General features: G+C 56.3%; 10 protein-coding genes. 6 read left to right on the top strand and 4 right to left on the bottom strand.

Features of this window, described 5'->3' with window-relative positions:
- Positions 1–18: 18 nt before the first annotated feature.
- The gene (locus DCH402_RS18490) at positions 19–927 is read right to left on the bottom strand and encodes a homocysteine S-methyltransferase family protein (protein ID WP_040002725.1); all 909 of its coding nucleotides are present in this window, start codon (positions 925–927) and stop codon (positions 19–21) included.
- Between the two features lie 393 nt (positions 928–1,320).
- On the opposite strand from DCH402_RS18490, the gene nrdD reads away from it, so the two are divergent.
- Positions 1,321–3,459: an anaerobic ribonucleoside-triphosphate reductase gene (nrdD, locus tag DCH402_RS18495; RefSeq protein WP_040002727.1), complete on the top strand. Its 2,139-nt coding sequence runs from the start codon at positions 1,321–1,323 to the stop codon at positions 3,457–3,459.
- A gap of 98 nt (positions 3,460–3,557) precedes the next feature.
- Positions 3,558–4,022, top strand: coding sequence for an anaerobic ribonucleoside-triphosphate reductase-activating protein (gene nrdG / locus DCH402_RS18500; protein WP_040002729.1), 465 nt, complete (start codon positions 3,558–3,560; stop codon positions 4,020–4,022).
- A gap of 107 nt (positions 4,023–4,129) precedes the next feature.
- On the opposite strand, the gene DCH402_RS18505 is transcribed toward nrdG, so the two are convergent.
- From DCH402_RS18505 to casA, 3 genes are all read right to left on the bottom strand, one after another.
- Positions 4,130–4,582: a YhbP family protein gene (locus tag DCH402_RS18505; RefSeq protein ID WP_040002731.1), complete on the bottom strand. Its 453-nt coding sequence runs from the start codon at positions 4,580–4,582 to the stop codon at positions 4,130–4,132.
- A 198-nt stretch (positions 4,583–4,780) separates the two neighbouring features.
- Positions 4,781–5,071 (bottom strand): hypothetical protein, encoded by a 291-nt coding sequence (locus DCH402_RS18510; protein WP_233276303.1) that lies wholly within the window; start codon positions 5,069–5,071, stop codon positions 4,781–4,783.
- A gap of 203 nt (positions 5,072–5,274) precedes the next feature.
- Positions 5,275–6,801, bottom strand: coding sequence for a type I-E CRISPR-associated protein Cse1/CasA (casA, locus tag DCH402_RS18515; RefSeq protein WP_040002732.1), 1,527 nt, complete (start codon positions 6,799–6,801; stop codon positions 5,275–5,277).
- 666 nt (positions 6,802–7,467) lie between these two features.
- Here casA and DCH402_RS18520 point away from each other — a divergent pair.
- The 4 genes from DCH402_RS18520 (at position 7,468) to DCH402_RS18535 (ending at position 13,055) form a co-directional block, all read left to right on the top strand.
- Positions 7,468–8,391 (top strand): aminoimidazole riboside kinase, encoded by a 924-nt coding sequence (locus DCH402_RS18520; protein WP_040002734.1) that lies wholly within the window; start codon positions 7,468–7,470, stop codon positions 8,389–8,391.
- Between the two features lie 194 nt (positions 8,392–8,585).
- On the top strand, positions 8,586–10,202 hold the full coding sequence (locus tag DCH402_RS18525) for a carbohydrate porin (protein WP_081642188.1): 1,617 nt from the start codon (positions 8,586–8,588) through the stop codon (positions 10,200–10,202).
- Positions 10,203–10,272: 70 nt separating this feature from the next.
- Positions 10,273–11,643 carry a sucrose-specific PTS transporter subunit IIBC gene (locus tag DCH402_RS18530; protein WP_040002735.1) on the top strand — a complete coding sequence of 457 codons (1,371 nt, stop codon included), beginning with the start codon at positions 10,273–10,275 and terminating at the stop codon, positions 11,641–11,643.
- Positions 11,643–13,055, top strand: a complete 1,413-nt coding sequence (locus tag DCH402_RS18535; RefSeq protein ID WP_040002737.1) for a sucrose-6-phosphate hydrolase — start codon at positions 11,643–11,645, stop codon at positions 13,053–13,055. Before DCH402_RS18530 ends, DCH402_RS18535 begins: the two co-directional genes overlap by 1 nt.
- The last annotated feature ends 5 nt before the right edge of the window (positions 13,056–13,060 follow it).

Consider the following 13,060-nt stretch of genomic DNA (forward strand, 5'->3'; position numbering starts at 1 on the left):
AAAAATAGCCGTCGGCGTTTACGCCTGACGGTTAAATGCCTGTGCCAGACGGGCGATGTGCTCCGGGCCGATGCCGCAGCAGCCGCCAACCAGCGATGCACCCTGCGCCACCCACTCTTGCGCCCATTGCAGGTAGCCTTCCGGGTGCGTATCGGTGCGTAACCGGCTCAGCCCTTCGTTCGCACCGCGCTGATTATCATCCGGCTCGAACGCGTTGGCGTACACGCCCACGCCAATCGCGGCAGGCTGCGCGTTCAGCGTCGCACGCGCCTGCGCCACCGCCGGCGCCATCACTTCCGGGCGGCTACAGTTGAACAACAGGTTCGCCGCACCCAGACGGGCGGCTTGCTGTGCCGCAGCCGCCACGGTTTCGCCGGAGCGCAGGCGAGCGTGACCGTCGGCGTCCAGTTCATCCTGCAAAGTGAAGGACAGCCACAGCTCGCGCGGGTCATCCGCCAGCAGCTCACGCACCAGCGCCACCTCCGCCAGCGAGCTTTGGGTTTCCGCCAGCCACACGTCCACATAAGGATTGAGGGCGTCGATCAACGTTTTCAGAATCGGCGTCGCGGCGGCGGCGTTGAACAGATCCGGGCGATAAGAACCCAGCACCGGCGGCAGTGAGCCAGCGACACGCACCGGGTGCGATGCGGCATCCGCCGCCTGACGCGCCAGTTGCCCGGCCAACGCGGCCAGCGCCTGACCCCGTGCGCTAAACTCCGCGTCGCCGATATGGAAAGGCACCACCGCATAGCTGTTGCTGGTAATCACCTGCGCACCGGCGGCAATAAAGCTGTCGTGCACCTGACGCACATGTTGCGGTGACTCCATCAACGCCAGCGCCGACCACTCCGGCTGGCGGAAGGGCGCGCCAATGCGAGCCAGCTCACGTCCCATTCCCCCGTCCAGTATCAGAACGTTGTCTGCCATCGTCTTTCCTTAATCGCGAATCGCGTCATCGTATAAAAGAAATTTCCCGCCACCATACAAAAACCCTATATGGATGTCTAGATGCCTTGATAGCTAAAAGTACAGACTGTCGTCAGGCCAGTGGCGGCGGGCCGCATCATGCCTGGTCTTTTCTGTTCATTATTTACACAAGACTGATTTCTCTACGATGCTCAAATTTCCTTGAGCCAGGTCAATTTTGGCGCAATAAAACCGGGTCACCCTGCAGGCGAATTCAATATATAGTGTCTATCCTTTTACAAGAACCTACATATTGTGTTTATCCACAAAACCATCCACAGCCTCCGCACTCGTTGTCAGACGCGGTTTTCGCCTGTGGATAACCCCAACAAAGGAAACACACCGAGGAACAACATGAAACCAGTAGTGATTAAACGGGACGGATGTCAGGTACCTTTTGACGAAAACCGAATCAATGACGCGGTCATCAAAGCGGCTAAAGCCGCCAACGTGGATGACGCGGACTACTGTGCCACCGTCGCCGGCGCCGTCGCTCAGCAGATGCAGGGAAAAGCGCGTGTAGATATCCGCGAGATCCAAAATGCGGTGGAAAATCTGCTGATGTCCGGCAAATACAAGCAACTGGCGCGCACCTATATCGAATACCGCCACGACCGCGATGTCGCTCGCGAGCGTCAGGGGCGGTTGAATCAGGAAATCCGCGGACTGGTGGAGCAGAGTAATGTTGCCCTGCTGAACGAGAACGCCAATAAAGACAGCAAAGTCATTCCCACCCAGCGCGACCTGCTGGCAGGGATTGTCGCCAAACATTACGCCAAACAGCATATTCTGCCGCGCGACGTGGTGCTGGCCCACGAACGCGGCGAGATTCACTACCACGACCTCGACTATTCGCCGTTCTTCCCGATGTTCAACTGTATGCTGATTGATCTCAACGGCATGCTGACGCAAGGTTTCAAGATGGGCAACGCGGAAATCGAGCCGCCGAAGTCTATCTCCACCGCCACGGCGGTCACCGCGCAGATCATCGCGCAAGTCGCCAGTCACATTTATGGCGGCACCACCATCAATCGGATTGATGAAATTCTGGCGCCGTTCGTTACCGCCAGCCACGAGAAACATTGCGCCGTGGCCCGCGAATGGCAGATCCCGGATGCCGAAGGCTACGCCCGCAGCCGTACCGAGAAAGAGTGCTACGACGCCTTCCAGTCGCTGGAGTATGAAGTCAACACCCTGCACACCGCCAACGGCCAGACGCCGTTCGTTACCTTCGGTTTCGGGCTGGGCACCAGTTGGCAGTCGCGGTTGATTCAAGAGTCCATCCTGCGTAATCGCATCGCCGGGCTTGGCAAAAATCATAAGACGGCGGTGTTCCCGAAACTGGTGTTCGCCATCCGCGACGGCCTCAACCATAAACCGGGCGACGCGAATTACGACATCAAACAACTGGCGCTGGAGTGTGCCAGTAAGCGCATGTACCCGGATATCCTCAATTACGATCAGGTGGTGGAAGTCACCGGTTCGTTCAAGACGCCGATGGGTTGCCGCAGTTTCCTTGGCGTGTATGAAGAAAACGGTGAGCAGATCCACGACGGCCGCAATAATTTGGGCGTAATCAGCCTTAACCTGCCGCGTATCGCGCTGGAAGCCCACGGCGATGAAGCGCGCTTCTGGCAATTGCTGGATCAGCGCCTGCTACTGGCGAAAAAGGCGCTGATGACGCGAATTGCCCGACTGGAAAATGTAAAAGCGCGCGTAGCGCCTATACTTTATATGGAAGGGGCCTGCGGAGTACGCCTGAAGGCGGACGACAATATCGCCGAGATTTTCAAGAACGGCCGCGCGTCTATTTCGCTGGGTTATATCGGGGTTCATGAAACCATCAACGCCTTGTTCAGCAATCAGGTTCATGTGTTTGATGATGACACCCTGCGGCAGAAAGCGGTGGCGATCGTTGCCCGTTTGAAGGCCGCCACTGACAGCTGGAAAGAAGAAACGGGTTACGGTTTCAGCCTGTACAGTACGCCGAGCGAAAACCTGTGCGACCGTTTCTGCCGTCTGGATACCGCTGAATTCGGCGTCGTAGCCGGCGTCACCGACAAAGGCTACTACACCAACAGCTTCCATCTCGACGTGGAAAAAAAGGTCAATCCGTACCAGAAGATCGATTTTGAGGCCCCTTACCCGCCGCTGGCGAATGGCGGTTTTATCTGTTATGGCGAGTATCCCAATCTGCAGCACAACCTTAAGGCGCTGGAAGACGTGTGGGACTACAGCTACACCCGAGTTCCCTATTACGGCACCAATACGCCGATCGACGAGTGCTACGAGTGCGGCTATAACGGCGAGTTTACCTGCACCAGCAAAGGCTTCACCTGCCCGCAGTGCGGTAATCACGACGCTTCGCGCGTCTCGGTGACGCGGCGGGTATGCGGCTATCTGGGCAGCCCGGATGCGCGTCCGTTCAACGCCGGTAAGCAGGAAGAGGTTAAACGCCGGGTAAAACACCTTGCCAGTGGGCAACTGGGCTGACAGTCTGCGCCGCGCTCCCACTGGGCGCGCGGCCTCATGCACGACTGCGGCGTTAGGTTGATGCCGCCCTCAGGGCGGCCCTTTGGACGGTCATCGCTATGAACTACCATCAATACTACCCGGTGGATGTGGTCAATGGCCCGGGAACGCGCTGTACGCTGTTTGTGGCAGGCTGCGAGCACCAGTGCCCCGGCTGCTATAACCAGAGCACCTGGCGCCTGAACTCCGGGCACGCTTTCACGCCGGAAATGGAAGATCGCATCATCGCCGATCTGCAAAATACCGACTTGCCGCTGCAAGGCTTGTCGTTGTCGGGGGGCGACCCGCTGCATCCGCAAAATGTGTCCGATATTCTGCGGTTGGTGCAACGGGTGCATGACGAATGTCCCGGTAAAGACATCTGGATGTGGACCGGCTACCGGCTGGATGAGCTGACGCAGGAACAGCGCGACGTAGTAGGCTTGATCAACGTGCTGGTGGACGGCAAATTCGAACAGGATCTACGGGATTTGACGCTGGTATGGCGCGGTAGCCGCAACCAAGTGATTCACCACTTGCGGTGAAGACCGCCGGTCCGCTGTCACAGACCGGCGCAGACAAACCGAGTGGCGCATTGCGCGCCACCGGCGGCAGATTAATGAAAATCAAGGCGAATGAAAATCAAGGCGGATTACAGCGCTTCCGCTACCGCATCACGGCGCCAGAGGTGCTTCTTGCCAAAACCCAGCGCGTTGTCGGTCATTTTCATTTCATTGAGCGACAGCTTCCAGACCGGCGCACCGCTGCTGCGCGCGATGGGAAAGCGAACGTTATAACGGTTGCGAGCCTGAGTTTCTTCTTCACCGCTTAAGCGACGGATTTCTCCCAAAAACTGCACGCCCCGAATCAGCAACACACTCTTGGGTTGACCATTCACCGTGCCCGCGACCCGCGAACACCGCCGCATTATCTCGCCATGCCGGGTGTCCGGCTCCGTCATGATGTAAAAAGCGATCTGTTCATCATCAAACACATAAAAGCAGTTGGCGCACCATAAATCGTCATCATCGCTGGTACACAGCGTCAACACATGCAACTTCTTTAAATAGCGGGAAATGACTCCCAAGGTATTATCTGCTTCCACGGCCTCTCTCCGGGGGGAACGTCGTTAATCCTTGTCTGACCGGATAGTATCAGTCCCTGTCATCGCGAACTGCACATAATGCCACTTCCCGGGCAAAATAAAGACCTGCTGCGCCGGGATTTTGCCTGTAATGAATAGAAAAAACGGATAACACCTTCACAGAAAGGGAAATTTTGGTGGTTTGACCAGTGGGCCGGGTTATCGGCGATCATCAGGATCAGGAAGTACGATGCCTGGAATGAGCGGTTCGAAGCCTGCAATCATCGCATCAGGAACCGCCTTATTCATCAGCTCTCTTGTCCGAGAGATTTGCTTCGGAGTTAAATCCGGTCTATTTGCCAGTAGATTGCGCTGCCATTCATCCTCGATGGTAGCCGTCCATTTGGGCTGATACAGCCCTGTTAGCCCCAAGTAGAGTAATAAATCCCGTAGAACAGAAGGGTAAATTACACAAGCATCTAATATTACGGGATAAGGCGTGTGTGTCATTAGTAGAGTCCGAGCTCCTGACTATGGTCAGCCAATTCCTGCATTGCTCTACTGCTTTCGTGGGTGCTTCGTGGCCGGGCAGCGCTACGCCGCTCGGCCACGAGGATTTTCGTTATACTGATTCCATCATTGCTTAAATCACGGTTCGATCTTCTCCGCCTTCATCGCTGCTGGCTGGTCGCCCCACCCGCGACGTGGCGGTCTTATCCATTCACCACCTCTTCCTGAGGCTGCAATTGTTTAAGCTGTTTCATCGACTTCTGGCTATAGAACAGTTTCACCATCTCGCTGCGCGCTTTTACCGCCTGTGTCATGTCGTGTTGCTGATCCAGATTGCCGAAAGTCAATCGATCGAAGGTGCCAATCAGATACATGTAGAGTTGGTTCTGCCAGGCACTCAACGCACCAATGGCGCACTTGCCACCGGCTATCGAGCGATAGAGTTGACGGAAAAACTGTTCAGTCTCTTGCCAGAACGACACATCAATAAAACTGAAGTCGCCGTCCGACTCTTGTTTAGGGCAACTGAGCCAAGCGGCTTTCACCGACTGACGCAGCAGTTGCTGAGCGTCGTGTGCCATTTGTAAGCCCAGCGGCAGGTAGTCGCGGACTTCCGGGGTGATATCTTTCCATACCGGGACGCGGTGCTCGTGCCAGCAACAAGCTTTCATGTTGTCCATATCGTAACCGAAACACCACATCCCGACTTTATGGCGCAGCGGCATACGCTGCTGGTTCAGGCTGACTACGCGAGCGGGCACGGTTTGCCCCTGTGCATCCTGGGTGCCGGCAACCAGCCCCAGCCAATCTCGATAGGCAAGCCCGCCAGGCCGGCCTTTTAACGCCAGCAACATGCTGTCTTTGTTCGACAAGCGGTAAGGCGTCAGCGGGTGCTGCCAGTGTGCGTACTGTACGCCATCATTTTGGGTGCGGTAGTGCGTCAGCAAATGTTCCGCACTATCGCCGCACACATCGCAGTGGCCGGATTCAGTATGGCTGAAATCGAGTTCGATACGGCACGGCATACCCCAGAACGCGAGCAATGGGTGTGCATTTTCCGGCGTTATCTGCACATTGTCATTCTTGCCGGTACGGGTGGACGCCAACCAGGGGAACACGTCGGCACCACAACGCCCACGCTCGCCGGGGGTAACGTTAGCCCACAGCTTGCGCCACAGCGGCACCGGTTTTTGTGCATCGTAAGGCACCAACAGCGTGGTAATCGGGCCATCACCACGTACGCCGACACCGCCCGACGGCGCATTGATTTGTCGAGTGTAGAGCGCCAGCGCCGCACAATGCGGGCAGATGGCCCCTACGGCATCGCGTTTGGTGAAGTGGTCTTTATTACGCTGGAGAGTATGACTACCCGGCACATCGATCAGTAAACCGGAAATCGGATTATTGTCAGCCTTCAATGGCGAGAAGCTCTGCATAAATGCCGGTTTTTCACCGCCAAACCGGAGCGCAGGCGCCAGGCCGTCGAGTGCTTTTAACCAGCCGTCACCTAATCCATCGCACCAGATAGCCTGCCAGCCGTCGTCATCCGGCGGCGAATACGCCGTTTGCAACAAGCCAATCAGTAACTGCCAAGCCGCGCCCTGAAAATCAGGCCGTGGACACGCCAGATCGATAATCCTATCGTCGGCCAGTTGCCGGAGAGAAATATGGGTACGGTGTCCGTCCGCACCCACTGCGGGTAACCAGGGTGTGTCAATCAGTGAAAACATGAACCTACCTCTTCAGTAAGGCCTCATCCGTAAGGTCGTCATGATTCCTGTTATTGTTTTCTGCCCCGGCGCGGCCAGAGTTCGCGCCAGTAGCACCGATGTTTCCCGGTGGACAACTCTGCTGAAGCAGCAAAAAAAACTGTAGAAAAACAGTCGCATTATTTTGAGGCTGTTAATCAACAGCTCTTGCGTACCGATAAGCTCGTCATGGCCAGAGGCAATAAATAATAAAGCACGTCATTTCCATTTCTGGAAAACGGCTGTGCGCGGCCCCAATAACGAAAACAAGGCCAGGACAACAATGCCAAATAGACTGCTTCGGACACGACATAGCTCATCGGCTGATGAGTGATTCACTATAAAGTATGGAAAATTAATATTCTGTGACAAGATAATTTTTATAAATAAAAAAGCGACTTACATCATCATCAATATTTATTAGCTGAAAAATAATATTCAGGAATGAATATAATATGATTGTGATAATAATTATTTAAAAATATATCCCACGCCAATCGGCAGGGCCGCCATTCACGCCATACCCCTTAATCTGAGCTTTTCATGCCGATTGTCGATCAACAAGTTGATTAGCTAAACCGTTTCTTCTATTTTAGCGAACAGTTTAACTATTCCGATGATTTCACTATCCCGATGAAGAGTGTACTTATGTCTCACAAAGTATGGGTAATGGGGGATGCGGTGGTCGATCTCATCCCTGAAGGCGAAGAGCGCTATTTGAAATGCCCTGGCGGCGCCCCTGCCAACGTTGCGGTGGGCGTGGCCCGATTGAATGGACGCAGCGGCTTTATCGGCCGTGTCGGCGAGGACGCATTCGGTCATTTTCTGCGTGATGTATTAGCCCGCGAGCAGGTGGATATTCGCCACATGCAACCGGACGCGGAACACCGGACCTCCACCGTGGTGGTCAGTCTGGACGCACAAGGTGAGCGCACCTTCACCTTCATGGTGCGCCCCAGCGCCGACCTGTTTCTGCAACCGTCTGATCTGCCTGAATTTCAACGCAGCGAATGGCTGCATCTCTGTTCCATCGCCCTGTCGTGCGAGCCCTCGCGCAGCACCGCGCTTGAAGCGGTACGCCGGATTCGTGCAGCGCAAGGGTGGGTGAGTTTTGATCCGAATATCCGCGCCGACTTGTGGAACAGCGAACAGGCGTTAAGAGACAGTCTGGACCAGGTCTTGGCGCTGGCAGACGTGGTGAAGCTGTCGGAAGAGGAATTTCGTTTTCTCAGCGGCAGCGACGATATTCGCCAGGGCAGCAGCCGCCTGATGGCCCGCTACCCGATCAAACGGTTACTGATTACTCAGGGTGGCGACGGCGTCTGGCTGCATGACGATCACCAGTTACGTCACTTTCTGGCGCACCGCGTCACACCGGTCGATACCACCGGTGCCGGCGACGCCTTTGTTGCCGGCATGCTGGCCGCGCTGGCCGGCTACGATAGCCTGTATCAGGTCGACGACTGGCAGACAGTGCTCACGCAGGCACAGCGCTGCGGTGCACTGGCAACCACCGCCAAAGGCGCGATGACGGCCCTGCCGTTTGCCCATCAACTCACCGCCGCGTCATAACCCCGCCAGACCTGTTCCCGTACGCCGTGTTTCGTCGTCGGGAACAGCTTTTGTCGTCATGATCACAGTTAGCACAGCAGGAACACAAAATTCCTTGCCAACGTCTGGCTCCGCCATTTAGCTTTCCCCGCATAACCGGTTTAGCAATTTAGCAAAACAAAAAAAGCCATTTTACCATCCAAGGGAAACCCAACATGATAAAGCCAGGTTATCTTGCCGCCGCCGTAGGACTCGCACTTTGCTCTCCTCAGGTCTTGGCAGCCCCTTCTGATAGCATTGAAGCGCGTCTGAACGCGCTGGAGCAGCGTTTGCAGCAGGCGGAACAACGTGCTAAACAAGCGGAAGCCCGCGCCGACGCCGCCGAAAAACAAGCTAAACAACTGGCTGCCCGAACGACGCAGGTCGAGCAGAAAACCCAGCAGGTGGAACAAACCACCCAGCAGGTCGCCCAGCAGACGCAACAAGTCGCGGCGCGCGCTACACAAAACGAACAGCAGACCCAGCAAGTGGCATTGAAAACCGACGCGCTGGCCAACAAGCGCAACGTTGCCGACGGTTTTGAATTCCACGGTTACGCCCGTTCCGGCCTAGCTATCCATGACTCCGTGACCAGTTCAAAAGCGAACATCGGCCCCAGCATGACGCCGGCCGGCGAAACCGGCGGCCATATCGGCCGACTGGGCAACGAAGACGACACCTATCTGGAACTGAAGCTGGAGCACCGCACCAAACTGGACAACGGCGCCACTACCCGCTTCAAGGTGATGATGGCGGACGGCCAGCGCAGCTATAACGACTGGACCGCCAGCACCAGCGATCTGAACGTGCGAGAAGCGTTTGTGGAACTGGGCTCGCTGCCGACCTTCACCGGTGCCTTCAAAGACACCACGCTATGGGCGGGTAAACGCTTCGACCGCGATAACTTCGATATTCATTGGATCGATTCCGATGTGGTATTCCTGGCGGGTACCGGCGGCGGTATCTACGACGTAAAACCGGTGGACGGCTGGAAAACCAGCTTATCCCTGTATGGCCGCAGCCTTGGCGATATCACCACGCTGGATAATGAAATCCAGAACTACATCGTCACCAGTAATAACTTCGTTGGTCCATTCCAGTTCATGCTGAGCGGCCTGCGGGCGCGCAACAACGACGTGAAGGAAAATATCGGGCGCAACAACGGCAGCAATGTCACCAATACCAATGCCGGCGACACGGGTTATCACGCACTGGTCGCCTGGCACGGCGACAGCTTCTATGGCCTGCGCGACGGGACATCCAAAGTGGCGCTGCTGTACGGTCACGGCCTCGGCGGTGAAGTGAAATCCATCGGTTCCGACGGCAATCTGACTCAAAACGCCAATACCTGGCGTCTGGCGACCTACGGCACCACCGCGCTGAATAAAACCTGGAGCTTTGCCCCGGCGATTCTGGCGCAAACCAGTAAAGATCGTTACGTTCAGGGCGATGATTACCGCTGGGCCACCTTTAATGCGCGCTTCATTCAGGAAATCACGGAAAACTTCGCACTGGCGTACGAAGGCAGCTATCAATATATGAATCTGGATCCTCAGGGATACTTATCGCGTAATCAGGTCAGCGGCGGATTCTACAAGCTGACTTTTGCCCCGACGTTCAAAGTGGGTGATATCTCCAATTTATTAAGCCGCCCGGAGCTGCGCGTATTCGCCAGTTACATGGATTGGGACAAGCGACTGGATAATTACGCCAGCGACGATGCGTTCGGCACCACGGGTTTCAAAGCCGGTGGCGCATGGACCTTCGGCGTCCAGATGGAAACCTGGTTTTAATGGTTAAAGCGGCTGTCACCGGCAAGGCTTATGCTGCCGGTGACGGATTTGTTGATAAAAGAGGAACATTATGGATATTCGTGCCATTACGGCATCTCTGCTCCCCTTGCTGGGCGGCCGGGAAAATATCGCCAGCGCCGCGCACTGCGCTACCCGCCTGCGGTTGGTGCTTAACGATGACAACCTGGCCGATAAAGCCGCCATCGAACGTGTCGAGGGTGTCAAAGGCTGCTTCCAGAACGCCGGTCAAATGCAGATTATTTTCGGCTCAGGGTTGGTAAACAAGGTCTACGCCGAATTCATCCAGGCCGCCGGGATCAGCGAAGCCAGCACCAGCGAGGCCGCCACGTTGGCGGCGCAAAAACTCAATCCGCTGCAACGCCTGGCCCGCTTGTTGTCGAACATTTTCGTGCCGATTATCCCGGCGATTGTGGCATCCGGCCTGTTGATGGGGTTGCTCGGCATGATCAAGACCTATGGCTGGGTCGATGCCGGCAGCGCCATTTTCATCATGCTGGACATGTTTAGCTCCGCGGCATTCATCATTTTGCCGATCCTGATCGGCTTTACCGCTGCGCGCGAATTCGGCGGCAACCCCTATCTGGGGGCGACGCTGGGCGGCATCCTGACTCACCCGGCGTTGACCAACGCCTGGGGCGTGGCCGGTGGTTTCAAAACCATGCATCTGTTCGGGCTGGAATTCGCCATGATCGGCTATCAGGGGACGGTATTCCCGGTACTGCTGGCGGTATGGTTCATGAGTCTGGTGGAGAAGCGGCTGCGCAAAGTGGTGCCAAACGCACTGGATATTATCGTTACGCCGTTCCTGACGGTGATCATTTCCGGCTTCGTCGCTATGCTGGTGATTGGGCCGGCAGGCCGCATGTTGGGCGATGGTATTTCCCTCGTACTGAGCACGCTGATTACTCACGCAGGCTGGCTGGCCGGGCTGTTGTTTGGCGGGTTGTATTCCGCCATCGTCATCACCGGCGTACACCACAGTTTCCACGCGATTGAAGCCGGATTGCTGGGCAACCCCTCCATCGGCGTCAACTTCCTGCTGCCGATTTGGGCGATGGCGAATGTGGCGCAGGGCGGTGCCTGTCTGGCGGTGTATTTCAAAACCCGTGATGCCAAAATCAGGGCCATCGCGGTGCCGTCGTCGTTATCCTGCCTGCTCGGTATTACCGAAGCGGCGATCTTCGGGATTAACCTGCGTTTCATCAAGCCGTTCCTGGCCGGGCTGGCTGGCGGCGCGCTGGGCGGTGCCTGGGTCGTCGCCAATCACGTCAATATGACGGCGGTCGGGCTGACGGGTATTCCAGGGCTCGCTATCGTACAGGCAGGTTCTATCCTGAATTATCTGATGGGTATGGTGATCGCCTTTGGTGCCGCCTTCCTCATTTCCCTGTTGCTGAAATACAAAACGGATAACGCATAATGAAGGAAATCCATCTGATAAAACGCATGGCCTGCGCTCTGATGTCTGCCTCCTCGAAACAGGCATTCGATCCCCATCGGCCGCTGTGGCATCTGTCGCCGCAAGTCGGATTGCTGAACGATCCCAACGGGTTCATCCAGCACAAGGGGTGTTACCATCTGTTTTATCAGTGGAACCCGCTCGCCTGCGCCCACGGCGCCAAATTCTGGGGGCACTGGAGTTCGACCGATCTGGTGCACTGGCGTCATGAACCTGTGGCGCTGGTGCCGTCTGAAAGCTATGAAAGCCACGGCTGCTATTCCGGTTCCGCCGTGGTAGACAACGACACCCTGATGCTGGTGTATACCGGCAACGTGAAATATGACAACGGCTCACGCACCGCGTACCAATGCCTGGCGCAAGCCAATGAACATGGCGAATTCGATAAACTCGGCCCGGTATTGTCATTGCCGGAAGGGTATACCGGCCATGTCCGCGACCCCAAAGTCTGGCGTCATCAGGATAACTGGTACATGGTGCTGGGAGCCCAGGACCTGGATTTGCAGGGCAAAGTGCTGCTGTACCGGTCGGCTGACCTGCGGCAATGGCACTTACTGGGAGAAATCGCCGGTTCACGGCTCAACGGCCTGGGCGATTTCGGTTACATGTGGGAATGCCCGGATCTGTTTACGCTGGAAAACCGCGAGGTGTTGCTCTGTTGCCCGCAAGGGTTGCCGGCGGAAGAAGAGCGTTATCTGAACACGTATCAGTCCGGCTATTTCATCGGCTCGCTCGATTACGAGAACGGCCGTTTCACTCATCACGCCTTCCACGAATTGGATTTAGGCTTCGAATTCTACGCACCGCAGACCACGCAGAGCGAAGACGGCCGCCGGCTGCTGTTCGGCTGGATGGGCGTGCCGGATCAGAACGAGTTTTTCCAGCCGACGCTCACCCACGGCTGGATCCATACCATGACCTGCCCGCGTGAACTGACGTTGCGCGATGATCAGATCTACCAGCAACCGGTGCGCGAGCTGCAAAGCCTACGTCATCTGGAACATCTGTGGCAGGGCGTTGCCGACTATGCGCCGGCCTTACCCGCCAGCAATGCCGAATTGATGATGGATACGCAAGGCGAATTTCAAATCAACTTCGCCGGTGTGATGGTGTTGTGCTGGGACGGAGAGCGCTTGACCCTGAGCCGCCGCAATCGGCGCACCAACGAGCCGGAACACCGTTACTGGCGTAACGGGCCGCTGTACCACCTGCAAATCCTGTGCGACCGCTCCAGCGTGGAAATTTTTATCAACCACGGGCAGGCGGTTATGTCATCGCGTTATTTCCCCACTTGCGATGCCATGGTCAGTTTCAGCGGCTCTGGTCGTATCACGCTGCAACACTGGCTGTTAGCACCATGCGTGGTAGAATAAGACTC

It is taken from the genome of Dickeya chrysanthemi NCPPB 402 (assembly GCF_000406105.1).
GTDB lineage: Bacteria > Pseudomonadota > Gammaproteobacteria > Enterobacterales > Enterobacteriaceae > Dickeya > Dickeya chrysanthemi.

Bases quoted from the DNA above. Each gene is read 5' to 3' on its own strand.
- DCH402_RS18490 (WP_040002725.1), bottom strand. From the start codon at position 927: ATGGCAGACAACGTTCTGATACTGGACGGGGGAATGGGACGTGAGCTG.
- nrdD (WP_040002727.1), top strand. From the start codon at position 1,321: ATGAAACCAGTAGTGATTAAACGGGACGGATGTCAGGTACCTTTTGAC.
- nrdG (WP_040002729.1), top strand. From the start codon at position 3,558: ATGAACTACCATCAATACTACCCGGTGGATGTGGTCAATGGCCCGGGA.
- DCH402_RS18510 (WP_233276303.1), bottom strand. From the start codon at position 5,071: ATGACACACACGCCTTATCCCGTAATATTAGATGCTTGTGTAATTTAC.
- casA (WP_040002732.1), bottom strand. From the start codon at position 6,801: ATGTTTTCACTGATTGACACACCCTGGTTACCCGCAGTGGGTGCGGAC.
- DCH402_RS18520 (WP_040002734.1), top strand. From the start codon at position 7,468: ATGTCTCACAAAGTATGGGTAATGGGGGATGCGGTGGTCGATCTCATC.
- DCH402_RS18525 (WP_081642188.1), top strand. From the start codon at position 8,586: ATGATAAAGCCAGGTTATCTTGCCGCCGCCGTAGGACTCGCACTTTGC.
- DCH402_RS18530 (WP_040002735.1), top strand. From the start codon at position 10,273: ATGGATATTCGTGCCATTACGGCATCTCTGCTCCCCTTGCTGGGCGGC.
- DCH402_RS18535 (WP_040002737.1), top strand. From the start codon at position 11,643: ATGAAGGAAATCCATCTGATAAAACGCATGGCCTGCGCTCTGATGTCT.